Raw genomic sequence first — 24480 nt, 5'->3', positions numbered from 1 at the left:
GGCCGATTACGAAGCGCTGGGCAGCCTCACCAGCGCTTCCTTCAAGCCAACGCCGCTGACACCTGTCTTCGTCATGTCGGCGATGAGACCGGCAATGGTCTTCGCCGCTTGCTCCATCGACAGGCCGCCCTCACGCATGTTGGAGACGCAGTTGCGCCGGGAATCCGGCGTGCCGACCGACGGCTCGTAGGTGATATAGGCGCCAAGACTGTCGGCAGCGGAGAGACCCGGCCTCTCCCCGATCAGCGCGATCGTCATCCGCGCACCGAGAATTTCGCCGACCTCGTCCGCAAGCGCCACACGCGCCTGGCGGGCGAAGGCGACCGGGCCAATCGACAAGCCGGCTAAGCGCAACAGGCCCGAAAGCTCGCGCACGAGCGCGACCGCATTGATATCGACCGCGCTCGACGAGAGGCCGTCGGCAATGGTGATGACGACATCACACCCTTTGGCCTCTGACGGCAGAGCATCCAGCCGCTCGACCGAGGCGCGCGACAACTTGCGGCCAAGATCTGGCCGGCGCAGATAGCTGCCGCGATCTTCGGCCATGCTCTCCACCGACACGACATCCAGCCCGAGCGCGTTGAGATCGCGCTTCAAACGATCCTCGTCGACCGTCGACCACACCGCTTCGCGGGCCCGTGCGTGATCGAGCAGGAAGGCCAACTGCGCCTTGGTCGGCGCGCCGGATCCAAAGCGGCCGAGCGCAACGCGCGCATCGGTCATCTCGGCCAGATCGACGGTGGCCGGCTGATAATCGGTTCTGAGTTCGGTGGCGGTGGATTTAGACAAGAGCGGCCCTCGACAGGTAATCAGTCAGCATGGCGGGCGCACCGGACAGCGCGCCGGCATCATTGGTCAGTCCGACATCGCGAAGCCACGTCTCGAACTCCGGCGCTGGCGGGCGGCCAAGCGTCTCGCGGCAGAACACGGCGTCGTGGTGGGACAGCGACTGGTAGTTCAGCATGATGTCGTCGGCGCCGGGTACCGTGATCACGAAATTGACGTTGGCCGCGCAAAGCAGCGTCAACAGCGTGTCCATGTCTTCCTGATCGGCATCGGCATGGTTCGTGTAGCAAACGTCGACGCCCATCGGCAGACCGAGCAGCTTGCCGCAGAAATGGTCCTCGATACCGGCGCGGATGATCTGCTTTCCGTTGAAGAGATATTCCGGACCGATGAAGCCGACCACAGTGTTGACGAGCAGCGGATCGAACTCGCGCGCGACCGCGTAGGCCCGCGTCTCCATCGTTTGCTGGTCGACCCCAAAATGGGCGTCGGCCGAGAGCGCTGCCCCTTGCCCAGTTTCGAAATACATCAGATTGGCGCCCGGCATGCCGCGCTTCAGCGATCGCCCGGCATCCTGCGCCTCCTTCAGCAGCGCGAGATCGATGCCGAAACCTTCGTTGGCCTTCTGCGATCCCGCAACCGACTGGAACATCAAATCAACCGGCGCCCGAGCCTCGACGGCGCGGATGGCGGTGGTGACGTGGCCGAGACAGCAGGTCTGGGTGGGGATGGCGAGCCGCTCGCGGATTTCGTCGAGCAGCGAAACGATCCGCACATAGTCCGCGACACTATCAGTCGCCGGATTGACGCCGATGACGGCGTCGCCGGAGCCCATCAATAGACCGTCGATCGCCGAAGCGGCAATACCGCGGCTGTCGTCGGTCGGATGGTTCGGCTGGTTGCGGGTCGACAGGCGGCCGGTTAGGCCAAGCGTGTTGCGAAAGCGCGTGACGACCTGCCGCTTGGCGGCGACGGCGATCAGATCCTGCAGCCGCATGATCTTCGAGACGGCCGCCAGCATCTCCGGCGTGATGCCATAGGTGATCGCTTCGAGCGTCCGCTGGTCTGTTTCCGGCTTCAGCAACCACTCGCGAAACTCGCCCACAGTGAACGAACTGATCGGCGCGAAAGCTTGCGCGTCGAACTGTCTCGCGATCAGCGCGGAGACCTCGTCACTCTCCGACGGAATGACCTCCTCAGCCAAAAACGCCTTCAGCGGCAGATCGGCAAGCGCCATCTGCGCGGCCAAGCGCTCGACCGGTCCGCTGGCCGCGATACCGGCGAGCTGATCGCCGGAGCGTTCCGGCGTCGCTTTTGCGAGGAGGTCCTTGAGATCGCGAAAGCCGAAGCGCGTCCGTTCGATCGTCGTGCTGTATGCCATTCCGGGAGTCCTAGCGTTCAAGGGTTCCAGCCCACCCCGATCCAATCGGGCTGACTGACGGGCGTATTCCTCCCTTGAGACTGCCGGCGCTCGGCCTTTGAGGCGATGATCGGCCTCCCGTGCCGATCATCGCAAGCATGAGCGCCATGCCGTTATGCGCAGATGACCTCGTCTAACCGATCACGTCAACATGCTGCGATGACAACAGGCTGCAAAATTCGCAATTCCGCTATTCCTAGTCTTGCGAGACGCCGGCGGATTTGGCCACGAGAATGAAGCGCCGATAGACCAGCGTTCTGAGCTTGTTGCGCAGATTGGCGCCACGCCGCTGCGCCTTGGCGATCGGACCGTGGGACGAGATTTCGAAACCCACGAAGCCGGCCTGCTTCAATTGCGGCACGAGATCATCCGGCCGCAGTCCGGCGCCGAAGGGGAGCGCCGACATGATCGCCGAATGGCGCTCACTCATCGCACCATCATAATGCCGATCCGCGCCGCAGAAACGATCGATCCGGCGGATGAGCCATGCCGCGGCGCGGCCGAGCCTTGTCGGCTTCGCCCAGTCGCCGTCGAAGACCAATAGCGTTCCACCCGGCTTCAACACCCGATGCCACTCGCCGAATGCCTTTGCGGGATCGGTCAGCGTCCACACCAGATGCCGGCAGATGATGGCGTCGTAGCAGCCATCCGGCTCCATCGGGTTTTCAGCATCGGCCAGCACGAAGCGCAGGCGTTCCTTGCCGGCATGCTTGGCCTTCGCGATCGACAGCATGGCCTCGGAGAAATCTAGCGCGGTCACATCGTGGCCGAGATCGTGGATCACCGCCGTGACCTCGCCGGTGCCGCAGGCAAGTTCGAGAACACGCAACGGCGTTGGCCCCAGATGGTCGCGCATCGGCTGCTGCCAGGCGTCGAACTCCGGTCCACGCGGTATCCTGTGGCCGAAGGCAAGATCGAAAGTCTGCGAGCGCTTGGACCAATAGTCCCGGATCTCTTCCTTCAAATCGAAATTGGTTTGTCTGATGGACATCGGACCTCAAGAAATACAGCCAAGAAAATGGATATGCTGCCGACCATGATGCGGCGAGCGCTCGATATGGGCGCGCACCCCGAACACGTCGGCGATCAAGCCTTCGGTCAATACCTCGTCCGCCGGTCCGACCGCAACAAGTCGACCCTGGCTAAGCACAGCAATCCTGTCGCAAAACATGGCGGCGAGGTTCAGATCATGCAGCGCGACGATGCTGGTGATCGGCAGCTTGGCAACCAGCGACAGGATTTCGAGCTGATGCTGAATGTCGAGATGATTGGTCGGCTCGTCGAGCAGAAGCTCGGTCGGCGTCTGCGCCAATGCGCGGGCGATATGCACTCGCTGGCGCTCGCCGCCCGAAAGCGTATGCCAGAGCTGCCGCGCCTTCTCGACCATGCCCACCTGCCGCAGCGCGTTCTCGACCGCCTCTTCGTCGTTGGCGCTCCACGGCGCCAACGGACCGCGATGCGGCGTGCGACCGAGACGGACGACTTCGGTCACCGTCACCTGCGTCTCGGTCGTGGCCTGCTGCTCGACAAAGGCGACGCGCCGGGCAATATCGCGGCGTCCAAGCGTGTCGATGCCGGTATCGCCGAGCGCGATGACGCCGCTCTTCACCTTGCGCAACCCGCCGATCAATCGCAGCAGGCTGGATTTTCCCGAACCGTTCGGCCCGATCAGGCCCAGCGTCTGGCCGGTGGGGACCTCGAGGCTGACGCCCTTGACGACAAGCACGCCTGACGTTGCCCAATGCACATCGCTGATGGAAATGCTCATGCTGGCCACCTCGCCTTGTAGAGAATGAGCGCGAATGCCGGCGCGCCGAAGAGCGCGGTGACGACGCCGATCGGCAGCACCTGCTGCGGGATGATGACGCGCGAGACGATATCGGCGACCACCATGAAGATCGCTCCGGATATCGCCGTTGCCGGCAGCAGACGCCCATGCCCCGGCCCCACCACGAAACGCGCCGCATGCGGAATGACCAGCCCGACGAAGCCGATCGAGCCCACGATGCTGACCATTGTCGCCGTAAGCAACGCGGTCAGCGCGAGCAGCACGATCCTGATACCGGCGACGGGAATGCCGAGCGCCGCCGCAGCATCGGTACCGAAAGTGAATGCGTCGAGCGCGCGGGCGTAGAGCATGCACACGAGAAAGCCGGCGATCGCGACGGGAGCAGCGAGATAGACATCCGGCCAGCGCACGCCGGAAAGGCTGCCGAGCAGCCAGAACATGACGCCGCGCGCCTGCTCGGCATTGGCCGATGTCGTGACGATATAGGACGTCAGCGCGTTGAAGAGCTGCGAACCGGCGACACCTGCGAGGATGATACGGTCCGTCCCGCCGCCGGAGCCCGCCGCCAGCAAAGACACCAGCAGGAACGCCGCGACCGCGCCGACGAAAGCGCCGGCGGAAAGCGTCAACACGCCATAGCCGAAACCGAGGATCATGACTGCGACGGCCCCGGTGGACGCGCCGGCGGAGATGCCGAGCACATAGGGCTCGGCCAGCGGATTCCGCAACAGCGCCTGCAGCACCGCGCCGCATAGGGCCAAAGCCGCTCCGGCGCTGGCGGCCACAAGCGCGCGGCTCAGGCGATAATCCCAGATGATGCCTTCATGGATGCGGCTGAGTTCAAAGCCGGTGCCAAGCACGCGGTTCGCCACGGCCTTGGCCGTCGTGCCGACAGGAATGGAGATCTCGCCGATGGATACGGCGAGACTGATGACAAAGCCCAGCGCCACGACGGCAAGGACGAAGAGCACGAACAGCGCTCTCCATCCTCGGTGGGCAATCGAGGCGTGCCTCACTTGGAAAGGCCGAAGGACTTGATGCCGGCGGCGAGGCGTTCCAGGCCGTCGATGGTGCGGATCGTCGGGTTCATCGACTGCGCATCCATCTCGACGAAATGCCTGTTCTTGACGGCATCGAGCTGACTGGTGACCGGGTCCTTTTCAAGAAAATCGATCTTCACCTTCGGATCGTCGGCTGCATAGCGGCGGCGGTCCATGGTGGCGATGACGATGACCGCCGGATTGGCCTGCGCGATGGTTTCCCATCCGACCAGCGGCCACTCTTCCTCGGTGCTGACGACGTTGCGGGCGCCGAGCGTCTTCAGAATATAGGCCGGAGCGCTGTTCTTGCCGGCGATAAAGGCATCGCCCTGCACTTCCTTGCTGGAAAACCAGAAGGCGACAGGCAGATCCTTCGCCGACCCGCCGAGCGATGCCACGGCATCCGCTTCGCGCTTCTTCAAGTCGGCGATCAGGGCCGCGCCGCGATCCTGGATGTCGTAGATCTCCGCCAGCTCGGCGATCTCCTGGTAGATCAGATCCATGGTGAAGAGCTCGCTACGCACGCCGTCGCCGCCATCGGTGTTGACCTTCGCGACGCAATCAGCCGGCGAGACATAGGTCTTGATGCCAAGACCGGCGAACTGCTCGCGCTTGCCGACCGAGCCTTGCGTGCCGACATGCCATTCAAACTCGGCCGCAACCAAGTCCGGCTCCTGGCCGACGACGGATTCGAAACTCGGATCATTGTCGGCCAGCCGCTTGATCCTCTTGTTGACTTCGGCATAGGCCGGCAGCACCGGCCCGACCCAGACCGCCGTGCCTACGATCTTGTCGGCAAGGCCGAGCGAATAGAGAATTTCGGTCATGCCCTGGCCGATCGACACCGTCTTCTTCGGTGCGCTGTCGAATGTCACCTGCTGGCCGCAATTGGTGATCGTCAGCGGATAGGTCGTTGCCGCTGCATGGGCGGCGGGGAGAAAGGTGGTGAAGGCGCAAGCCGTCGCGATCGAAAACAGCGCGGTTCGCAGGATGATGCGGTTCATATTGGTCCTCATGTATGGCTGAAGCCCGCAGCCGACTGGCTGTGGCTGTGAAACTCGAAGCGTGGACCGCCGCGGATGATGCAGGACGCACAGCAAGGCGCTCGCCTGAAATCACGCGGCGGCGAGAGCTATCGCGGAATCACGGACATGAGATTTGCGGAGGGGAAGAAAGCGGGACCGCGCCAGCGGCTGACGTCAAAAACCATCATATGATGCTCCTCTCCGGACAACCCCGTCCGGGATGGTGGACACTGTTTTGACGGCAGGTCTCCTGGCTTGCGAATATGCGCCCGACATCTGCCTTCCCACGAAGAGCTTCGCAGTGGCATGGCGTTCGAGACGAACACCACAAGGACATCAGGCAATCCGTTTACAGTTGCGGGGGCAGCCACGGTCTTGGCCCCATTCGGGTCATCCGCACCGTGTTCCCTATTAATCCCGTCGGAAGTCATCCCTTCGGAAACCATCGAGGCTGACTTAGGCGATCAGGCGCCAAGACGTCAAGCCGTGACGAACCGACATTCGGCGCGCCTAGGGATTGGCTCGAAGATAGCCGATCAGGTCGCTGATCTCCGACGTCGTCCAGAGGCCGCCGAAGCTCATCTTCGTTCCCGGCACTTTCTTCTTGGGGCTGGATAGAAATTCCGAGAGCGTAGCCTCATCCCAGACAAGCCCGCCAGCGCCGGCCGTCTTCATCGCCTCTGAATATCGGTAGTCGGGCAAGCTTCCAGCCGCACGACCGAATACACCCTTCAGATGCGGGCCGAAGCCGTTGCGATCGGAATCGACCGTGTGACAGGCAACGCACAGCCTGAACACCCGCCGTCCATTCTCGATATCCTCGGCGGATGCCGCGGATGCCATGACGAACAGGCTGGCGATCGAACAGATCGAAAGAATTGAGCGTTTTTTCATGTGTCGATGGCCTGTCGTGTTGGTTGCCAATGCATCGCGCCGTTTTTACACGGCGCGATCCGCGAACGACACTGCTTACCCAACAAACCGCATATGCGCCCAGGCCAGACTGGTGCGACATGGAAGCACAGCTCCCATGTCGCTTGGCACTTTTACTGCGCGGTCTTGATCTTGGTGACCTCTTCGGCGCTCAATTCGCCGACCGTCGTCACCTCGCCATTGCTGATCTTCCACAGGCGGAAGGGACCTGTGATGTCGCCATATGTGTCGAAGCTGACAGGGCCGATGACACCTTCATACTTCACCGGCTTGCCCTCCTTGATGAGCTGCAGCGCCTTGGCGAACTCTTCCTTGCCGGCATGGATGGGCGTGCCGCCCTCGGCGACAACTTCCGGCATGGCTGCCTTGATGGCGGCCGCATCGGCCTTGCCGGCCTTGGCGATCGCCAGCGCTACGATCGCACCCGCGTCATAAGAGCGGTCGGCGGCCGGGGCCGAAGGCGAGATGCCACCGGAGAAGGCCTCATAGTTGCCGTTGAAATACTCGGTCGACGCTGTCGGGCTGGTGCCCGAGGAGGTGCCGTAGGCGTTCTCCAGATACTGCGCGCCGACGCTCTCGATGAAGTCCTTGGAGTTCATGCCGTCGTTCAACAGGAAGGTCTGCTTGCCACCGCCGGAAACCCAGGCGCGGGCGATGGTCGCGCCATCGACCGGCGTGCTGACGAGATAGAGCGCATCGGGATCGCCGGCCATGGCGGCGCTGGCTTCGGATGCGTAGCTCGACTGCTTCTCGTTATAGGGCGTCGTCGAGGTGATCGTGCCGCCGAGCTTCTGATAGGCGGTCGCGAACTCCTTGACCATGTTGACGCCGAAGTCGTTGTTGACGTTGATGATCGCGATCTTCTTCAGGCCCTGATCCATCGCGAATTTCGCGGCCGCCGTGCCCTGCAGCGCATCGGACGTGATGGTGCGGAAGAACACGCCGTTGGTCTTGCCGCTGCGGCCAAGCTCGGTCAGCGTCGGAGACGAGGATGCGGGCGAGACCTGCACGACGCCGGCCGGCGCCGTTACCGATGTCAGGATCGGGATCGAGACCGACGAGATGATGCCGCCGATGATGACGGGCACCTTCTTGATGTTGACGAGCTGGGTCGCCTGATCGACAGCGACGTTGCCCTGGCTCTGGCTGTCGCGCGTGTCGGCAACGATCTTGCAGCCATTGACGCCGCCGGCGTCGTTGATATCGCGGAAGGCCATCTCGACGGACTTGGCGCCCGCCTGGCCATATTCACCGGCCGGGCCGGTCAGTTCCATGACGAGGCCGACGGTGATGTCGCAATCGGCAGCAAACGTCGGCGCCGTCGATGCAGCAAGCGCAGCAACCATGGCGGAAAGCAGGAATGTCGTTCTCATTTTTGTTCCCCTTTGTTGAGATTGTACTTCATGATGCTGCCGTGGCGGCCTTCCCTGTCCCGCTCCAGCGTATAAACGTCGCCGTCGAGCGGCTTTGATTGCGCAAGGATCGCATCGATCTCGGCTCTATCCGTTTCGCTGAGCGCGATATCGGCGATGGCGAGATTGGACTTCAGATGCTCCCTGTTGCGGGCGCCGACGATGACGGCCGCGACGCCTGGCTTGGTCAGCATGGCAGCGCTTGCGATGGTGGCAATATCGGTGTCGTGCCGTTCTGCGATCACGCGCAGCGTCGACAGCAGCGCCTGGAACAGATCCCAGCCGCCGAAATCGTCGATGATCAGCTTGTATTTCGTCAGCGAGCGATTTTCGAGCGGATGCTCCGGCTCCGTTTGCCCGAGCCAGCGATCGCCGAGGAAACCGCCGGCAACAGTGCCGTAGCAGAACAGCGCGAAATTCTTCTCCTGAGCAAGCGCCACCATGCGCTTTTCCGGGCGCCGGTCGAGAAGTGAATATTGCAGCTGCAACGAGGTGAAGGGCACGCCGGAGCCGATGATCTTCTCGATATGATCGGTGTCGAAATTGGTACCGCTGATCTTGCCGATCTTGCCGGCCTCATGCAGCTCCTTCAGCCAGCCCGCCGTCTCCAGCCAGCCCTCGATATCATAGGCCCACCAGTGGAATTGCACGAGATCGAGGCAATCGAGGTTGAGCCGCTTGCGCGAGGTATCGATGACGCCTTCGACGTAAGCCTTGCTGATGTTTGGCAGGACCGTGAGATCGGGCACGAACTTGGTGTGGACGCGGATGCGCGACAGCGCCTCGGCGCCGCGCAGATTCTTGTAGGCGACGCGGAAACGGCCGATCAGCTCTTCGACACCGGTATAGATATCGGCGCAGTCGAAGGTGGTGATACCCGCATCCGCGAATGCGATCATGTCTTCGACGGCGCTGTCGCCATCGATCGCGCCGTGCCCACCGGCCAGCTGCCAGCCGCCGCGAATGACGCGGGAGATTTCGTAACCGGGGGCGATGGTGATGCGCTGCATATCTTTCGGCCTATTCGTCATTCAAGGGAACCGCCGTGGTGGCGGCATGGCTGAAACGGCGGATACCCGTGCGGGTGATCCTCAGCCGTGTTGAGCAATTCGGGTCCGGGCAAGCGATGTCGGCGTCCGTCGTCATCCAGTCGTTGCGATCGGTCGGGCGCTGCTTGGCCGCGAGCAGCGGCAGCACGGAGGAGAGCGAGTAGATCGAGATCCCCTGCCCCTCCGGCAAGTGCAGCATCTCGCCCTTGAGTTCGAAATGATCGCCCGGCCTGGCGCCGCAGTAGACCGCGCCGCCCTCTGGAATGATCACGTCGACCCTCAGATCGAACAGGTCGAAGCCGTCGTCGATGGGCTCAGCCATGGTGGCCTCCCGAGGTATTGCCTTCAGGTTCGGCGTCCAGCCGCCCGCGGATCAGATCGAAGGAGCGGCTGATGTCATTGGAGAGCGATTGCATCGCGGCCTCGACATCGCGCTTTTCCAGCGCATCGATCAGCGCCCAATGATGATTGGTGGCGGCAAGTCCGCCCTGTTCGTCGTGAATATGCGCGGCCTTGCGGATGATCGCGCCCGATTGGAGCCACAGGCTCTCGACAATCGGGATCAGCACCTGCGAGCGCGCCGCATGATAGATGTGGAAATGGAACTGCTGGTTCAGCGCCGAGGTGACATGGCCGATATCCTTGCCATGCTGCTCGAAGGCGAGATCGCAATCGATATTGATCTGCTTCAGCACCGCGAAATCGTCATCCGTCAGACTGGGCAGCGCCAGAGCCACCATCTGGCCCTCAATCAGGATGCGGGCACGGGCCAGATCGTCGAGACGTTCGCGGGTGATCAGCGGTACGCGCACGGAGCGATTGGGCAGCGATTCCAGCGCCTGTTCGGACACGAGACGGCCAAGCGCCTCGCGCACCGGCATGGTGCTGGTCTGCAGCCGCTCGGCGAGATCGACGATGCGCAGCACGTCGCCGGCGTCGAACATGCCGTTGATCAGCGAATTGCGCAGCTGCGCGTAGACGCGGTCCTGCAACGTTTCGCGCCCGACCGGCGACAGCGCGTCGTCGCGATCGGCCGGCTTGCTCGCATGGGCTCCTGCAGAGGGGACTACCCCCGCCTGAACTACCATCGAGCCTGCTCCGTGGAACGCTGCTTTTTTCGGTTGCTTTTCACCATGGGGTGAAGTTTGATCAAACATCATCAATCAAATCAAGAGACTTCTTTTCTCCATGCCTTTGCCAGTGCCAGACGCCCCACCGAAAGCGGCAAAACCCGCCAGAGCCGTCATCGACGCGCGTGATCTGGTGAAGTCGTTTCAGGGCAATGTGGCCGTCGGCGGCATGTCGCTACGACTTGGCGAAGGCGAGATGGTCGGCCTCATCGGCCCGAACGGCGCCGGCAAGACGACGCTGTTCAATCTGATCGCCGGCAGCCTCAAGCCGACATCGGGCGAGATCTGGATCGGCGGCCGCGAGGTGTCGCAAGAAAGCCCGGAGCAGAGAATTGGCCGTGGCGTCGGCCGCACCTTCCAGATCCCGAAGCCGTTTCTCGAAATGACCGCGCTCGAAAACGTGCTCGTCGGCGCGCAGGCACAGGACGGCGAACGGCTGTTTGCCAACTTCCTTCGCTTCGGCCGTGTCAGGCAGCAGGAACGGCTGGCCATCGAGAAGGCGCGCGCGCTGCTGGAGTTCGTCACCTTGTCGGGCCTAGAGGGACAGCCGGCCAAGGTGCTGTCCGGCGGACAGCGCAAGCTGCTCGAACTCGCGCGCATCCTGATGGCTGATCCGCAGGCGATCCTGCTCGACGAACCGGCTGCCGGCGTCAACCCAGCGCTCCTGGAAACGATCATGGAGCGCGTGCTGGATCTCAATGCGCAGGGCAAGTCGATTCTGCTGATCGAGCACAATATGGATATGGTGTCGCGGCTCTGCTCGCGCGTCGTCGCCATGGCGCTCGGCAAGCCGCTGGCCGAGGGCACGCCTGCCGACGTCGCCTCCAATCCCGATGTCATCGAAGCCTATCTCGGAGCGGCGGCATGACCGCGCCTGCGCTTGAAACCCGCGCGCTGGTCGCCGGCTACGAACCTGACCTGCCGATCGTGCGCGGCGTCGATCTCTCGGTGGAGCCCGGAGAGCTGCTGGTTCTGCTCGGGCCGAATGGGGCCGGGAAATCGACCTTCGTCAAGGCGATCGCAGGCGTCGTGCCTATCCACTCGGGAAGCGTCATGCTCGGCGAGCGGGAGATCACCCGCGTCGCGTCCCACCGCAAGATCGGCGAAGGCCTCGCCTTCGTGCCGCAGACGGAAAACATCTTCGCGACGCTGACTATTCACGAAAACCTGCAGCTTGCCGCAGCCGTCCTGCCGAAGGCGCAGCGAGCCGAACGGATCGCGGCGCTCTACCGTCGTTTCCCAGATCTCGCCAGCAAGCCCTCGCGCCTCGCGGGCGCACTGTCGGGCGGGCAGCGGCAGATGTTGGCGGTCGCCCGCGCGCTGATCGTCGATCCCTCCGTCCTTATCCTCGACGAACCCTCCGCCGGTCTGTCGCCGAAGATCGTCGGCGAGGTGTTTTCGATGCTGAAGGAAATCAATGCCGGCGGCGTCACCGTCATTCTCGTCGAGCAGAACGTCAAGGCGGCGCTCGCGATCGCCAGCCGCGCCGTCATTCTTGTCGAAGGCCGGATCAGGCACGAGGGCGAGGCCTCTTCTCTGCTCGGGGACCCGCTGATCGCCAAGCTCTATCTCGGCACCACCAAGCAGGCGTCGGAGGCACGATGAACCCGCAATTTCTCATGGACGGGCTGGTTGCCGGCGCGATGATTGGCCTTGGCGCCATCGGCGTGACGCTCACCTATTCGATCCTGCGCTTCGCCAATTTTGCGCATGGCGAGATGCTTTCCTGGGGCGCCTATCTGGCGCTCGCCGTCAGCGGCGGCCTCGGGTTCTTGTCCACGTCGCTGACCAAACCGATCGGCCCATTCTCCTTCGGCTGGTCGCTGCCGCTCGCAGCCGCCATCGCGATCCTGCTCACCGGCTTGCTTGCGCTCGCCGTGGATGCGGTGCTGTTCGGGCGCCTGCGGGCGCGCGGCGGCGCGATCATCATCCTCGTCATGGCGAGCTTCGGCGCCTCGCTTGCGCTTCGCAGCCTGCTCGAATTCATCTTCACCTCCAAGCCCGCCTATTACACCAAGGCGCTGCAGATCGCCGTGAAGATCGGCGGCGGCCTGCGCGCCACGCCCGATCAGCTCCTGTCGCTCGGCCTGTCATTGGTCGCGGTCGTCGCCATCCACCTGCTGATGACCCGCACCGATATCGGCCGCTCAATGCGTGCCGTCAGCGAAAATCCGGCTCTGGCGGGCATTGCCGGCGTGGACGTGCGCCGCGTCATTCGCGTCGTCTGGTTCGTCGGCGCCGCCCTTGCCTGCATCGCCGGCATCATGACCGGGCTCCTGGTACAGATCCGCCCCTATCTCGGCCATGACCTGCTGCTGCCGTTGTTTGCCGCCGCGATCCTCGGCGGGATCGGCAGCGTCTCCGGCGCGATGATCGCGGGCCTGATCGTCGGCCTGTCGGAGGCGGCGGCCGTGCAGATCGTCGGCGCCGAGTGGCGCGCGGCTGTTTCCTTCGTCATCCTGGTGGCGGTTCTGCTTCTCCGCCCGCGCGGCCTGTTCGGGAGAGCGGCATGAGCCTTGATCTGATCGCCTACGCCGCCTTCTTCCTCACGATGGCGCTGACCTATGCCATCATGTGCCTCGGGCTCAATGTGCAGTGGGGCCAGACCGGCCTCTTCAATGTCGGCATCGCCGCCTTCGTCGCGATCGGCGCCTATGTGTCGGCGCTTTTGACGACGCCGGATGCGCCCGGTCGCTTCGGCGGGTTCGACATGCCGATCGCCATCGGCTGGCTTGGCGGCGCGCTGTTCGCGGGTTTTGCCGCCTGGCTGGTCGGCGCGCTCACCATCAGGCTGCGCTCCGATTACCTCGCCATCGCTACCTTCGGCGTGGCGGTCACGGTGCAGCTCTGCGTGCTCAACCTGCAGCCGCTGACCGGCGGCGCCTTCGGCATCGGCTTCATTCCGCGCCCGTTCGGGAACCTTGCCGCCGATCCGCTGGCATTTTCCCTTTCCAATCTCGCGCTGATGGCGGCCGTCGTGCTGGCGCTTTATCTGGCGCTCCAGCATCTCGCCAAGAGCCCCTGGGGCCGCGTGCTGCGCGCCATTCGCGAGGATGAAAGCGCCGCACAGGCGCTCGGCAAGCGGCCGATCCGCTTTCGCCTGCAGGCCTTCACCATTGGCGGCGCCATCATGGGGCTTGCCGGTGCCGCGCAAGGACATTTCATCGGCTTCATCGCGCCCGACAACTATCTGCCGATCCTGACCTTCCAGGTTTGGGCGATGCTGATCGTCGGCGGCTCCGGCAACAATCGCGGCGCCATTCTCGGCGCGGTGCTGGTCTGGGGTCTGTGGGCTCTGTCGGCCGCCGCCGTCTCCGCCTTCGTGCCGCCCGAACAGCAGGCGCGCGCGGCATCGCTGCAGATCGTCATGATCGGCGTCGGGCTCTGCCTCATCCTGCTCCTGCGCCCCCGCGGCATTCTCGGCGCTTCCAACGCGCTGGCCTCGCTGACCGGCAAGCGCAAACAGACATCCAGGGAATAAAACCATGTCCACCACGCCCCCACGCATAGCGCTCACCAAGGATCTCTCCATCAGCCGCATCGTCTGCGGTCTCTGGCAGGTGGCCGACATCGAGAAGAACGGCACGATTATCGATCCCGACAAGGGCGCCGATGTGCTTCAGGCCTATGCGCGTGATGGTTTCGACACGTTCGACATGGCCGATCACTATGGTTCGGCGGAGCTGATCACGGGGCGACTGCTGTCGCGCTATCAGAATGGCCAGCGGCCCGTCGCCTTCACCAAATGGTGCCCGGAGCCGGGACCGATGACGGCTGACGTCGTGCGTCGCGGCGTCGAGGAGCGGCTGACGCGGCTTGATGTCGACAAGGTCGATCTCCTGCAGTTCCACTGGTGGAGTTTCGAGCATCCGGCATGGCTCGACGCCCTGCACGAGATGCAGCGCCTGCGCGAGGAAGGTCTCATCGGCGCGCTCGGCCTCACCAATTTCGACGCCGGACATCTGGCGCTGGCGCTCGCCGACGGCATCGAGATTGCCAGCAATCAGGTCTCGTTCTCGCTGGTCGACCGCCGCGCTGCGGGGGCGCTCTCGAAGCTCTGCGCCGAAAGCGGCGTCAAGCTTCTCGCCTATGGGACGCTCTGCGGCGGCTTCCTCTCCGAGAAATGGCTGGGCCAGCCGGAACCGACATCGATCGCCGATTGGAGCCGCTTGAAATACAAGCGCTTCATCGACACCGCCGGCGGCTGGGAAGCCTTTCAGGGCATTCTCAGCGCCGCCCAAACCATCGCGGTCAAGCATGGCGTCTCGATCTCAAACGTCGCGAGCCGCTGGGTTCTGGAACACGACGCGGTCGCTGCCACCATCGTCGGCGCGCGCATCGGCGAAAACGAGCATCGCGGCGACAATCTGAACGTCTTCTCCTTTGCCCTCGACGAAGAGGATCACGCCGCACTGAACGCCGCCTTCGCCAACACGCAACCCATTCCCGGCGACTGCGGCGACGAATATCGCAAGCCACCATTCCTCACCGCTTCAGGCGACCTCAGCCACCATCTGGATGCCATTCCGTCCATCTATACGGCTCAGCCAGTCCCCGGTCGTCCCGGCCGCTCGCGGGTCTCGTCCGGCAGCATATGGGAGCCGATCGCCGGCTATAGCCGCGCCGTCCGGGTGGGTGATCGCATTCTCGTTTCCGGCACGACGGCGACGCATGGTACGAACCGCTGCGTCGCATCAGGCGATGCCGGCGCGCAGGCGACCTACATCCTCGACAAGATCGCGGCTTCGATATCGGCGCTCGGCGGCAAGATGGAAGACGTGGTCAGGACGCGCATCTATCTCTGCGATGCCAATCAGTGGGAGCCCGTCTCGCGCGCGCACGGACGCGCCTTCGCTGAGGTTCTCCCCGCCAACACGCTGATCGAAGCCGGCAATCTGATCGGCGATTACGAGGTCGAGATCGAGGCGGAAGCGATCTGCGATTGATCGGCTAGAAAGCATAGAGGCCCGTCGCAGATGTCAGCGATGGGCTGTTCGCTTTGGGAACTTATGCCGCCGAACCGAGCGCGGGGCGGACGAGACGGTCGCCCTCATCTGGCGCCGGCGGTTCGGCCGCGTTCAGATAGAACCGTGCAGGCGCGGTCAGCGAGAACCAGAGGCACGCGCCGAGCATGAAGTAGGCGCTCGTGACATCGTCGACCGGCTTGGCGAGGGGCAAGACCAGCGCACCGACGAGGACAGCAAGCCTGAGAGCCCATTCGTTTTCGCGCTTCTGAAGAGCCGTCGCGCGCAGCGTCTTGTAGTCTTTCAAGTCGTAGTCGACTGACGCCGCGCTCGCCTTGTAGAGCTTTAGCACGGATGGCAGCGCGAGCATGACGAGCGCCGCTTCGCTCAGCCACAGCGCTTCGCCCGCCAGGCACTGCATAGCCGCGATCAGCAGAAACGCGATGGAGAGCAGGTTCCAGACCGGTTCGAGAAGATCAGGTCGCTGGCCAGTATGGCCGTGCCAGAGTTTCATCACCGTTGCGGCGCCCTGCAGCAGCGGTTCATCGATATAACGATTTATCCAGTTCATGCGCTCGCCCAAGACGCGTTGCCGATGATTTCTCATCAGCAAAAGAATGGGTCTGCATCATGGCGCTGGCATCATGTTTGCGACGATTGCACAAGATTCGACGCACGCGATGCCGACAGGCATCACGCACGTCGAAAATTCAATCCGTCCGGTTCAACCGGTTAGCGGCAACGCGCCTCGTAGGTGCGGCCATAGCGGTCGCGATAGATGCAATAGCCGCGGCGTTCCTGCGATTGGCCGATCAAGGCACCAACAGCACCACCGGCAACAGCACCGACGGCCGCGCCGCCCCAGCTATTGGTGGCCACGCCACCGATGACAGCGCCGGTCCCCGCACCGATCGCCGTGCCTTGTTCCGTCGCGGTGCACGACGCAAGACTGCCCGCCACCGCGGTTACCAACAGAATAGCTCTGATCATGATTTTACTCCTCGGCTCATCCTCTACCGGGAAGTAAACAATTGAGATCGCTTTTCGTTCCGTGATTGTTTTCAGGTGATGCGACCATGCCGATACCGAACCACGGAATACGGTGCGCCATGACGGAACAAGTCACGCCTTCGAGCGTTACGGCCACGTCAAATACCAAGCGGGGCGCCGGACAATAGAATGACAGAATTTCAACCCATCGCCGATCGACTGAAGGCGTCAAAGGCAACCGAGTTCCTGAAACGCGCAACCCGCAAAACAGAAGCTTCTCTTCCCGCTTTGCCCGGCGGCATCATTCGCCAGAGACGCAACGCCTGGCAGGTCGGTAAGGTCGAGAAGGCCGCGTTCCTGATCGATGGCGCCGCCTATTTCCTGGCGCTCGACCAGGCGCTTCGCAAGGCGGTTCATACGATCTGGATCGTCGGCTGGGACTTCAATCCCGATATCCGGCTTAGACCCCATCAAAGCTCGGAGACGCTGGGTGAGCTTCTCCTTTCTCTCGCTGATGAGAAGCCGGATCTGCGTATCCGCATCCTGGTATGGGGGATGGGGCCGATCTATTCCGGCAAGTCGTTGCGTCTCTTTCGCGAGAGCGAATTCTCCGCCCACCCGCAGATCAGCATGCGCTTTGATCTCCGCCACCCGATCCGCGGATGCCATCACCAGAAGCTCGTCTCGATCGACGACAGTCTGGCTTTCCTCGGCGGCATCGACCTGACCGCCAGACGGTGGGACGAGCCGGACCACAAGATGACCAACACGCTGCGGAAATCGCCGGATGGCACGCCTTATGATCCCGTACACGACATGCAGTCGATGGTATCGGGTAACGCGGCTCGGCTGATCGGCGATGTTGCCCGCAGACGATGGAAGCGCGCCACGGGCGAACGCCTGGCGTCGGCTCCCGAAGGCGGGGCGCCATGGCCGGCAGGCGTCAGCGCCGACCTTGCGGACGCGACCGCCGCGATCGCGCTGACGGAACCCGGACTGATCGGCAAGCGCGGTCACTACGAGGCCTTTCGTCTGACGCGCGATGCGATAAAGGCCGCGCGACGGTTGATTTACATCGAGACGCAGTATCTCGCCTCCTTCGGCGTCGCCCGCACCATCGCCAAGCGGCTGAAGGAAAGCGACGGCCCGGAGATTACCGTGCTCGTCACCAAGAGCTCCCACGGTTTTCTCGAAAAGCTGACGATGGGCAACAACCGGGACAGGTTGATCCGCCGCTTGAAGCGCATCGACCAATATGACCGGCTGCGGGTCATGTACGCCGTCGTCCCCGACAGGCAGGGCGGTGAGAAGGAGCTGGTCATCCACTCCAAGCTGCTGATCGTCGACGACCATTTCATCCGCATCGGCTCGTCTAACCTGAACAACCGCTCCGAGGGGCTGGATACGGAATGCGATCTAGCGATTGAAGCGTCCACCGATGCGCATCGCTTGGCCATCTCGACGCTGCGTTACCGGCTGCTGGCGGAGCATCTGGAGACAACGCCGGAGACCGTGCGCGACACCGAACGCAGCATGCGGTCGCTCAATGCCGCGGTGGACGCGCTGAATGTCGGCAAGCGCGGGCTGCGACACTTCGCGATCGATGTCTCCAAAGGAGAGACATCGCCGCTGACGGGCACCACGCTCGTCGACCCGCGACGCCCCTACTGGCCGCTACAGAAGCTGCGCCTGCGCGTGGGACGGCTGGCCGCCGCGATCTTCTGATACCGCCTTGCCGCGCTTGCGCAGCACCACCTCGCTGATCGCGAAGACGGGAATGCCGATCAACAGCGGCACGATGAAATAGATCACTCTGAACGCCACCAGCGCGCCGATCGACGCCGCACCCGGCAGGACATGGCTGACAGTTGCCTCAAGCACGCCGAGGCCACCCGGCACATGGGTGAGGAGGATGGCGATGTTGGCAAGCACGAAGGCCGTCGCCGTCTGCACGAAACCGACATCGCCCTGCGCCGCCAGCATCTGGTGAAGGCAAGCGGCGACAAAGACGAAATTCAGCGTGCCGATGACGACCTGACCGATCGCAAGCCCGAGACGCGGCATCTCGAAGCTCCACTTCCACAGGCGTAGCGGCGCGCGCACGGTGGCAGCAAGAAGGACATAACCGGCCGGGATGGCGAGGCACGCGAGACCCAGCATGAACAGGCCATCGGCGCTCATCGCGAGCAGGTTGGCCGCATCGCTTGGATTGATCAGGAGCGCCAACCCGGCAAGGACCGACAGGCCGATGCCAACAGTGACGCCGCAAAACAGGATGACTTTCGCGACCTCTTCGGCGCTCAGGCCCCATCGCGCATAATAGCGATAGCGAACAGCACCACTGCTCAAGGCGGCGACGCCGAGATTATGGCCGATGGAAAGACCGGTGAAGGAGGCAATCGCCGCTTTCGGATAGCTCAACGGCTTACCGGCATAGCGCAGCCCCATCCAGTCAAAGCCCGTCAGGCAAAGGTAAGAGAGTGCGGCGAACCCTAGCCCGGAGAGCAAACGTGAGACGGGGATGGCGGCGATCGAGCGTGCGATCTCATCGATCGAGTAGCGACTGAAGACCTTGTAGAGGAGATAGGCCGCGAGCAGCAGTCCGAGAACAAGGGTTGCATTGATGAGGACTCGCTTCGCCGACATGAAGATTCCGTTCCGATTGATCTTTCAGCAATGGAACGAAACAGGGGAAATCGGGTTCCCCGTCGATGAGCGTATCTACAAACACTTCGCATGAACCTGCACACAGGGAACTGAAAATCCTTACATACAATGTGCACAGCTGCATCGGCACCGACCGGCAACTCGACCCCAACAGGATCGCCGATGTGATCGCGCAATCGGGTGCCGACATCATCGCGCTTCAAGAGCTCGATGTCGGCCGCAAGCGAACCGGCGGTATCGATCAGGCCCATATGATCGCAACGCTTTTGAAGATGGAGGCCCATTTTCACCCGGCACTGCATGTGCAGGAAGAGAAATACGGCGACGCGATTCTGACCGCCCTTCCGACACGGCTGATGAAGGCCGGCCCCCTGCCCTCGGTCGGCGAGACACGGGGGGCGATCTGGACGCAGGTGGATGCCGGCAGACGGAAGCTAAACGTGCTCAACACCCATCTTGGCCTGCGCAACATCGACCGCATCAAGCAAGTGCGGACGCTGCTCTCGGATGAGTGGATCGGGAGTCCTGATTTTCACGCGACACCATCCGTCATCTGCGGCGACCTCAATGCGCGACCGTCCTCGCCGGCCTACAGGATGCTGGCCGGCCAGTTTCGCGACGCTCAGCTGAGCGCGGCGGAACGGCCGAGGCCGACCTTTCCGTCGCGATTTCCGCTGTTGCGGATCGACCATGTGTTTCTGTCGCAGGAGTTGAAGGTCAGTACCGCCAGCGTCATTTCCAACCCCTTGGCAAAGCGCGCCTCCGATCACCTGCCACTATTGATCACGCTGAAATTCTGACGGCCTAGAAGCCTCAGAAAATTGCGGGGGAACAAAAGACGCGTTGGCGCTGTTGCTGTGTCGCGATCCCACCAGAGGCGACAGATGCACATACCGACATCGACCTACAGGCTGCAATTTCGAGATGGCATGACCTTCGGCACCGCCATCGAGTTTATCCCCTATCTGAAATCGCTCGGAATCAGCCATCTCTACGCCTCGCCGATCTTCACAGCCACCTCAGGATCGACGCATGGCTATGACGTCACCGATTGCAACGAGATCGAGCCGGCGATCGGTGGCCGCGATGGCTTCGAGCGCCTGAGCGCCGCATTGAAAGCCGACGGCCTCGGCCTGATCCTCGATATCGTGCCGAACCACATGGCGGCCTCGACCGAGAATGCCTGGTGGGCGGATGTTCTCAAATTCGGCGCGGACAGCAAATATGCCGGCCACTTTGACATCGACTGGAGCCAGCGGCTGACGCTTCCCATTCTCGGAAAGAGCTTCGATGAGGCGCTCGCCGACGGCGAGTTCGAGTTGCAGCACGATCCGCAAACCGGAGAATGGTCCCTCGCCTATTTCGAGACCCGATTGCCTCTCAATCCTCAAAGCAACGAGCAGATCTCCGGTGACCTCAAGGATCGGTCGCTCATATCTAGCGTTCACGATCAGCAACCCTGGCGGCTGACCTTCTGGCAGGATGCGGCGAAGACACTCAGTTATCGGCGCTTCTTCGAGGTCACCGGCCTCGTCGGGCTGCGGGTCGAGGACGAGCAGGTCTTTGCCGACAGCCATGCGCTGGTGCTCGACTTGGTGCGCGCCGGCCATGTGCATGGGCTGCGGCTCGATCATATTGACGGGCTCGCCGATCCGTCGGCCTATCTCGATCGCCTGCGTGCGGCCGTTGGCCCCGAGATCTATATCGTCGCCGAGAAGATCGTCGGGCATGGAGAGACACTGCCGGCCGACTGGCCGATCGAGGGCACGACCGGATACGAGTTCATCTCGGCGCTCAGCAATCTCTTCATCGATCCCGATGGCATGCGCGAACTTGGCCATGCCTATGCAAATCTCTCGCCGGATGCGGCCGATTTCGCCGCCGGCCTGCGCCAGGCCAAGCTGCTGATGATCGAGCGCAACTTCGAAGGCGAGACAAGCCGACTGGTGGCGATCGCGCATTCGCTTCTGGCCGATATGGACGAACAACGGCTGGCATCCGCGATCAAGGAACTGCTCGTCGCGTTCCCCTTCTATCGCACTTATGGCCGTGACGGAAAATTGTCGGACAGCGATCGAAGGCTCATCGAGCAGGCCCTTGGCGAAGCCGCCAAACAAACCGGAGACCGCGATGCGTTGGACGCCGTAGCGGGGCTTCTCGATGGCGGCCCTCGCGCGGAAGAGTTCCAGCGACGCTTTCAGCAGTTGAGTGGCCCGATCATGGCCAAGGCCATGGAAGACACGCTGTTTTATCGCCACAATCTGCTGCTCGGCGCCAATGAGGTCGGCGGCGAGCCAGACAGGCCGGCGGGCGGTGTCGATGCATTTCACGCTCTGATGCAGCAAAGAGCAAAGCTGCAGCCGCACGGTCTCACGGCCACTTCCACCCACGACACCAAGCGCGGCGAAGACGCGCGTGCGCGGCTCTACGCGCTGAGCGAGGAACCTGACGGATGGCGGCTCGGGGTGCAGCGCTGGCGGGACATGAACCGCAGCCGCCTGACCGAGCTGCCGGCGGGCCTGACGCCCGACGCCAATGTCGAATGGATGCTCTACCAGGCATTGGCCGGCATATGGCCGGAGGAGTTTCGCGATGGCGCTGCCGGAGCACTGACAGATCGTTTCGTCGCCTATGCCGAGAAGGCAGTGCGCGAGGCAAAGCTTGTGACGGACTGGAATGCGCCGCACGAACAATACGAGGCAGCGGTCAAAAGCTACGCGTCGGCGCTCACCGCCTCCGCCAGCCTGACCTTCCACGAGGACTTCGCCGAAACGCTCCGGCCGGTGATGGCCGCAGGGTACCTGAACAGCCTTTCGCAAACGCTGATCAAGCTCACGGCCCCCGGCGTACCCGATATCTATCAGGGGTCGGAAGCTTGCGACTTCAGCCTCGTCGACCCCGACAACCGGCGCCCGATCGACATCAAGGAACTCGCCCGCCTGCTGGCAACGCGGGACCCGATTTCGGAGCTCACCGTTCCAGCCCTCAAACAGCGCATCATCCGGATCGGCCTCAATCTGCGCAAACGCCTGCCTGCCCTGTTTGCCGAAGGAGATTATATGCCGCTGTCGGTGACAGGAATCCGGCGCGACCATGTCGTCGCATTCGGTCGGCGGCTGGGCGATGTGTTCACGATCACGGTGACACCACGCATGATGCTGGGGCAACTGGAGCCCGGAAAGCTCTTTTCCGGACCCGAATTCTGGGGCGACACCACCGTCATCTTGCCGGTCGAATTACAGGGCCCGAAACGTGATCTTCTGACGGAACGGTCGATCGACGCTGCGACATCTGTTCGCGTCGCGCAGCTGCTGGGAGTGCAACCGGTCGCGCTTTTGCAGGGCAGATAATCAGCCAAAGGCCACGGATGAGGGACCCGCGACAAACTGCCTTCCAGCCGCCGCGAACTTTTCGGCCCCGGCTGCGTTGAGTGCAGCCAATCATATTTGTCGAAAGGCTTCACGTGACTGACTTGAAATTCGGACCCGTCATTTCCGACAGGGGTGTCACCTTCCGCCTTTGGGCGCCTCTTCTCGACAACATCCGCCTGAAGCTGGAAGACCATGAGCCCCAACTCATGCGTCAGCTCGCGGACGGGTGGCACGAACTGGAGGTCGCAGGTATCGGTGCCGGCGCGCTTTACGGGTTTGTTCTGCCTGATGGATTACAGGTGCCCGATCCGGCCTCGCGCTTTCAGCCGCACGACGTGCATGGGTTCAGCGAGGTCGAGGACCTCGCGACCTATGATTGGAAGGAAGAAGCCTGGCGCGGGCGTCCATGGGAAGAGACCGTACTCTACGAATTGCATATCGGCACCTTCACTGAGGAGGGCACCTTTCTCGCGGCGATCGGGCGGCTCGATCACCTCGCGCGGCTGGGCGTGACGGCGATCCAGATCATGCCGGTTGCCGATTTTCCGGGACGTTACGGCTGGGGCTATGACGGCGTGCTGCCCTATGCGCCCGACAGCAGCTACGGCAGGCCCGAGCACCTGATGGCGCTGGTTGACGCGGCACATGAGCGCGGGATCTCGGTCTTCCTTGACGTCGTCTACAATCACTTCGGCCCCGACGGAAATTACCTGCCCCTCTATGCGCCTGTCTTCACCGACCGGCATAAGACACCCTGGGGAAAGGGCATCGATTACGATGGCGCGATGTCGCGGCCGATGCGCGAATTCGTCATCCGGAATGCCATCTACTGGATCACAACCTTCAAAATAGACGGCCTGCGGCTGGATGCCGTTCATGCCATCAATGACGGCAGCGAGGAACATCTGCTGCTGGAACTGGCGCGACGCGTGCGCGCAGCCGCCGGCGATCGCCATGTCCACCTGATAGTCGAGAACGAGGAAAACGACAGCGATCTCCTGAAGCGCACGAGTAATGGCGAAACAGGCCTGTTCACCGCCCAATGGAACGACGACATCCACCACACGCTACATGTCGCCGCCACCGGCGAGCGCTTCGGCTACTACGCCGACTACGCTGAGGATAGCGAAGCGCTCGCCCGGTCGCTCGCGGAAGGCTTTGTATTTCAGGGCCAGCACATGCCCTATCGCGGCGAAGGCAGAGGCAAGAGCACGAGCGAACTGCCACCAACGGCCTTCGTCTCCTTCATCCAGAACCATGACCAGATCGGCAACCGGGCGATGGGTGACCGGATCATCGCCGAACAACCCATTCACGTCATGAAAGCGATGGCCGCCGTCTATTTGCTCGCGCCGCAGATACCGATGTTGTTCATGGGCGAGGAATGGGGTGCGCGGGATGCGTTCCCCTATTTCTGTGATCTCAATGAAGAGCTGAACGAGATGGTGCGGAACGGGCGCCGCGAGGAGCTCTCGCGTCTGCCGGGCTTTGACACGGATGACCTGCTGGACCCGACCGCGCCATCGACATTCGAGATGGCCAAGCTCGATTGGTCCAATCTCACCGAGCCCGACTGCGCCGACATGCACGACTTCTACGCCTCGCTCCTCGCAATCCGCCACCAGAAGATCGTTCCGCTTCTGGGTGGGATGCGGCGCGGTGAAATCGCCGCCGGATCGGGTTCCACGGCGGTCGCCGTCGATTGGCCGTTGGCGAGCGACGGGCGGTTGCGCTTGCGCGCGAACCTTGGAAACGAGACGATTGCGATGAACCGGGCCACGGATGAGGCCGATGCGCTCCTCCACTTGGGTTCGTCATCTGGCGGAAGCCTGTCGCCGTGGTCGGTCTTCTGGAGCGTCAGTCGCGAGTGACGAGCAGCATTGTCGCACTGCCCATCGACC

The 24480-nt window shown here is 62.9% G+C and carries 23 protein-coding genes and 1 riboswitch; of the genes, 9 read left to right on the top strand and 14 right to left on the bottom strand.

All coding sequences use genetic code 11. The annotated features are described in order from the left end of the window. Window positions 1–6: 6 nt before the first annotated feature. The 11 genes from eutC to D460_RS0101590 all read right to left on the bottom strand — a co-directional run bounded on the left by eutC (window position 7) and on the right by D460_RS0101590 (window position 10545). Window positions 7–792, bottom strand: coding sequence for an ethanolamine ammonia-lyase subunit EutC (eutC, locus tag D460_RS0101640; RefSeq protein WP_018896750.1), 786 nt, complete (start codon window positions 790–792; stop codon window positions 7–9). Then, window positions 785–2170 carry an ethanolamine ammonia-lyase subunit EutB gene (locus D460_RS0101635; protein ID WP_018896749.1) on the bottom strand — a complete coding sequence of 462 codons (1386 nt, stop codon included), beginning with the start codon at window positions 2168–2170 and terminating at the stop codon, window positions 785–787. The genes eutC and D460_RS0101635 overlap by 8 nt, the downstream gene beginning before the upstream one ends. 235 nt (window positions 2171–2405) lie before the next feature. Further along, complete coding sequence (locus D460_RS0101630; protein ID WP_018896748.1) at window positions 2406–3200, bottom strand: class I SAM-dependent methyltransferase; 795 nt, start codon at window positions 3198–3200, stop codon at window positions 2406–2408. 6 nt (window positions 3201–3206) lie between these two features. Next, the gene (locus D460_RS0101625; RefSeq protein WP_018896747.1) at window positions 3207–3977 is read right to left on the bottom strand and encodes an ABC transporter ATP-binding protein; all 771 of its coding nucleotides are present in this window, start codon (window positions 3975–3977) and stop codon (window positions 3207–3209) included. Beyond that, the gene (locus D460_RS0101620; RefSeq protein WP_026282687.1) at window positions 3974–5014 is read right to left on the bottom strand and encodes an iron ABC transporter permease; all 1041 of its coding nucleotides are present in this window, start codon (window positions 5012–5014) and stop codon (window positions 3974–3976) included. The genes D460_RS0101625 and D460_RS0101620 overlap by 4 nt, the downstream gene beginning before the upstream one ends. After that, complete coding sequence (locus tag D460_RS0101615; RefSeq protein WP_018896745.1) at window positions 5011–6042, bottom strand: ABC transporter substrate-binding protein; 1032 nt, start codon at window positions 6040–6042, stop codon at window positions 5011–5013. The genes D460_RS0101620 and D460_RS0101615 overlap by 4 nt, the downstream gene beginning before the upstream one ends. Window positions 6043–6285: 243 nt before the next feature. Continuing rightward, window positions 6286–6525: riboswitch (cobalamin riboswitch) on the bottom strand. 48 nt (window positions 6526–6573) lie between these two features. Then, entirely contained in the window at window positions 6574–6957 is a 384-nt protein-coding gene (locus D460_RS0101610; protein WP_018896743.1) for a cytochrome c family protein, read from the bottom strand. A gap of 152 nt (window positions 6958–7109) precedes the next feature. Then, the gene (locus tag D460_RS0101605; protein ID WP_051110757.1) at window positions 7110–8342 is read right to left on the bottom strand and encodes an ABC transporter substrate-binding protein; all 1233 of its coding nucleotides are present in this window, start codon (window positions 8340–8342) and stop codon (window positions 7110–7112) included. Window positions 8343–8365: 23 nt separating this feature from the next. Then, window positions 8366–9418: an aldo/keto reductase gene (locus D460_RS0101600; RefSeq protein WP_018896741.1), complete on the bottom strand. Its 1053-nt coding sequence runs from the start codon at window positions 9416–9418 to the stop codon at window positions 8366–8368. Between the two features lie 10 nt (window positions 9419–9428). Beyond that, window positions 9429–9779, bottom strand: a complete 351-nt coding sequence (locus D460_RS0101595; protein WP_018896740.1) for a TIGR04076 family protein — start codon at window positions 9777–9779, stop codon at window positions 9429–9431. Continuing rightward, complete coding sequence (locus tag D460_RS0101590; RefSeq protein WP_018896739.1) at window positions 9772–10545, bottom strand: GntR family transcriptional regulator; 774 nt, start codon at window positions 10543–10545, stop codon at window positions 9772–9774. The genes D460_RS0101595 and D460_RS0101590 overlap by 8 nt, the downstream gene beginning before the upstream one ends. Before the next feature lie 100 nt (window positions 10546–10645). Here D460_RS0101590 and D460_RS0101585 point away from each other — a divergent pair, with 100 nt between their 5' ends. The 5 genes from D460_RS0101585 to D460_RS0101565 are packed head-to-tail and all read left to right on the top strand — an operon-like array spanning window position 10646 to window position 15533. Continuing rightward, the gene (locus D460_RS0101585) at window positions 10646–11455 is read left to right on the top strand and encodes an ABC transporter ATP-binding protein (RefSeq protein ID WP_018896738.1); all 810 of its coding nucleotides are present in this window, start codon (window positions 10646–10648) and stop codon (window positions 11453–11455) included. Further along, entirely contained in the window at window positions 11452–12192 is a 741-nt protein-coding gene (locus D460_RS0101580) for an ABC transporter ATP-binding protein (protein ID WP_018896737.1), read from the top strand. Before D460_RS0101585 ends, D460_RS0101580 begins: the two co-directional genes overlap by 4 nt. Beyond that, entirely contained in the window at window positions 12189–13100 is a 912-nt protein-coding gene (locus D460_RS0101575) for a branched-chain amino acid ABC transporter permease (protein ID WP_018896736.1), read from the top strand. Before D460_RS0101580 ends, D460_RS0101575 begins: the two co-directional genes overlap by 4 nt. Then, on the top strand, window positions 13097–14068 hold the full coding sequence (locus D460_RS0101570; RefSeq protein ID WP_018896735.1) for a branched-chain amino acid ABC transporter permease: 972 nt from the start codon (window positions 13097–13099) through the stop codon (window positions 14066–14068). Before D460_RS0101575 ends, D460_RS0101570 begins: the two co-directional genes overlap by 4 nt. Before the next feature lie 4 nt (window positions 14069–14072). Then, window positions 14073–15533, top strand: coding sequence for an aldo/keto reductase (locus D460_RS0101565; protein ID WP_018896734.1), 1461 nt, complete (start codon window positions 14073–14075; stop codon window positions 15531–15533). Window positions 15534–15594: 61 nt separating this feature from the next. Here the strand turns inward: D460_RS0101565 and D460_RS0101560 are convergent, their stop codons facing one another. Together D460_RS0101560 and D460_RS0101555 are read right to left on the bottom strand one after the other, a co-directional pair. Continuing rightward, window positions 15595–16122 (bottom strand): hypothetical protein, encoded by a 528-nt coding sequence (locus D460_RS0101560; RefSeq protein ID WP_026282685.1) that lies wholly within the window; start codon window positions 16120–16122, stop codon window positions 15595–15597. A gap of 161 nt (window positions 16123–16283) precedes the next feature. Next, a complete protein-coding gene (locus tag D460_RS0101555; protein ID WP_018896732.1) occupies window positions 16284–16541 on the bottom strand; it encodes a YMGG-like glycine zipper-containing protein in 258 nt (85 codons plus the stop codon). Between the two features lie 189 nt (window positions 16542–16730). Here D460_RS0101555 and D460_RS0101550 point away from each other — a divergent pair, with 189 nt between their 5' ends. After that, on the top strand, window positions 16731–18266 hold the full coding sequence (locus tag D460_RS0101550) for a phospholipase D-like domain-containing protein (protein ID WP_018896731.1): 1536 nt from the start codon (window positions 16731–16733) through the stop codon (window positions 18264–18266). Here the strand turns inward: D460_RS0101550 and D460_RS0101545 are convergent. Beyond that, window positions 18216–19187, bottom strand: a complete 972-nt coding sequence (locus D460_RS0101545) for a lysylphosphatidylglycerol synthase domain-containing protein (protein ID WP_018896730.1) — start codon at window positions 19185–19187, stop codon at window positions 18216–18218. The two genes, D460_RS0101550 and D460_RS0101545, sit on opposite strands and share 51 nt — an antisense overlap. Window positions 19188–19252: 65 nt before the next feature. On the opposite strand from D460_RS0101545, the gene D460_RS0101540 reads away from it, so the two are divergent. The 3 genes from D460_RS0101540 to treZ all read left to right on the top strand — a co-directional run bounded on the left by D460_RS0101540 (window position 19253) and on the right by treZ (window position 24450). Continuing rightward, window positions 19253–20008 carry an endonuclease/exonuclease/phosphatase family protein gene (locus tag D460_RS0101540; RefSeq protein ID WP_051110749.1) on the top strand — a complete coding sequence of 252 codons (756 nt, stop codon included), beginning with the start codon at window positions 19253–19255 and terminating at the stop codon, window positions 20006–20008. Between the two features lie 84 nt (window positions 20009–20092). Further along, window positions 20093–22558 carry a malto-oligosyltrehalose synthase gene (gene treY, locus D460_RS0101535; protein ID WP_037110669.1) on the top strand — a complete coding sequence of 822 codons (2466 nt, stop codon included), beginning with the start codon at window positions 20093–20095 and terminating at the stop codon, window positions 22556–22558. Window positions 22559–22671: 113 nt separating this feature from the next. Beyond that, on the top strand, window positions 22672–24450 hold the full coding sequence (gene treZ / locus D460_RS0101530; RefSeq protein ID WP_026282682.1) for a malto-oligosyltrehalose trehalohydrolase: 1779 nt from the start codon (window positions 22672–22674) through the stop codon (window positions 24448–24450). Window positions 24451–24480: the final 30 nt, after the last annotated feature.

The sequence above is a fragment of the Rhizobium sp. 2MFCol3.1 genome (assembly GCF_000377565.1).
GTDB lineage: Bacteria > Pseudomonadota > Alphaproteobacteria > Rhizobiales > Rhizobiaceae > Rhizobium.
This window is presented reverse-complemented; position numbering and strand designations above follow the sequence as displayed.

Excerpts from the sequence above, each read along its gene's own strand:
- D460_RS0101635 (WP_018896749.1), bottom strand. The coding sequence starts at position 2,170 with ATGGCATACAGCACGACGATCGAACGGACGCGCTTCGGCTTTCGCGAT.
- D460_RS0101630 (WP_018896748.1), bottom strand. The coding sequence starts at position 3,200 with ATGTCCATCAGACAAACCAATTTCGATTTGAAGGAAGAGATCCGGGAC.
- D460_RS0101625 (WP_018896747.1), bottom strand. The coding sequence starts at position 3,977 with ATGAGCATTTCCATCAGCGATGTGCATTGGGCAACGTCAGGCGTGCTT.
- D460_RS0101615 (WP_018896745.1), bottom strand. The coding sequence starts at position 6,042 with ATGAACCGCATCATCCTGCGAACCGCGCTGTTTTCGATCGCGACGGCT.
- D460_RS0101610 (WP_018896743.1), bottom strand. The coding sequence starts at position 6,957 with ATGAAAAAACGCTCAATTCTTTCGATCTGTTCGATCGCCAGCCTGTTC.
- D460_RS0101605 (WP_051110757.1), bottom strand. The coding sequence starts at position 8,342 with ATGGTTGCTGCGCTTGCTGCATCGACGGCGCCGACGTTTGCTGCCGAT.
- D460_RS0101600 (WP_018896741.1), bottom strand. The coding sequence starts at position 9,418 with ATGCAGCGCATCACCATCGCCCCCGGTTACGAAATCTCCCGCGTCATT.
- D460_RS0101595 (WP_018896740.1), bottom strand. The coding sequence starts at position 9,779 with ATGGCTGAGCCCATCGACGACGGCTTCGACCTGTTCGATCTGAGGGTC.
- D460_RS0101590 (WP_018896739.1), bottom strand. The coding sequence starts at position 10,545 with ATGGTAGTTCAGGCGGGGGTAGTCCCCTCTGCAGGAGCCCATGCGAGC.
- D460_RS0101585 (WP_018896738.1), top strand. The coding sequence starts at position 10,646 with ATGCCTTTGCCAGTGCCAGACGCCCCACCGAAAGCGGCAAAACCCGCC.
- D460_RS0101580 (WP_018896737.1), top strand. The coding sequence starts at position 11,452 with ATGACCGCGCCTGCGCTTGAAACCCGCGCGCTGGTCGCCGGCTACGAA.
- D460_RS0101575 (WP_018896736.1), top strand. The coding sequence starts at position 12,189 with ATGAACCCGCAATTTCTCATGGACGGGCTGGTTGCCGGCGCGATGATT.
- D460_RS0101570 (WP_018896735.1), top strand. The coding sequence starts at position 13,097 with ATGAGCCTTGATCTGATCGCCTACGCCGCCTTCTTCCTCACGATGGCG.
- D460_RS0101565 (WP_018896734.1), top strand. The coding sequence starts at position 14,073 with ATGTCCACCACGCCCCCACGCATAGCGCTCACCAAGGATCTCTCCATC.
- D460_RS0101560 (WP_026282685.1), bottom strand. The coding sequence starts at position 16,122 with ATGAACTGGATAAATCGTTATATCGATGAACCGCTGCTGCAGGGCGCC.
- D460_RS0101555 (WP_018896732.1), bottom strand. The coding sequence starts at position 16,541 with ATGATCAGAGCTATTCTGTTGGTAACCGCGGTGGCGGGCAGTCTTGCG.
- D460_RS0101550 (WP_018896731.1), top strand. The coding sequence starts at position 16,731 with ATGACAGAATTTCAACCCATCGCCGATCGACTGAAGGCGTCAAAGGCA.
- D460_RS0101545 (WP_018896730.1), bottom strand. The coding sequence starts at position 19,187 with ATGTCGGCGAAGCGAGTCCTCATCAATGCAACCCTTGTTCTCGGACTG.
- D460_RS0101540 (WP_051110749.1), top strand. The coding sequence starts at position 19,253 with ATGAGCGTATCTACAAACACTTCGCATGAACCTGCACACAGGGAACTG.
- treY (WP_037110669.1), top strand. The coding sequence starts at position 20,093 with ATGCACATACCGACATCGACCTACAGGCTGCAATTTCGAGATGGCATG.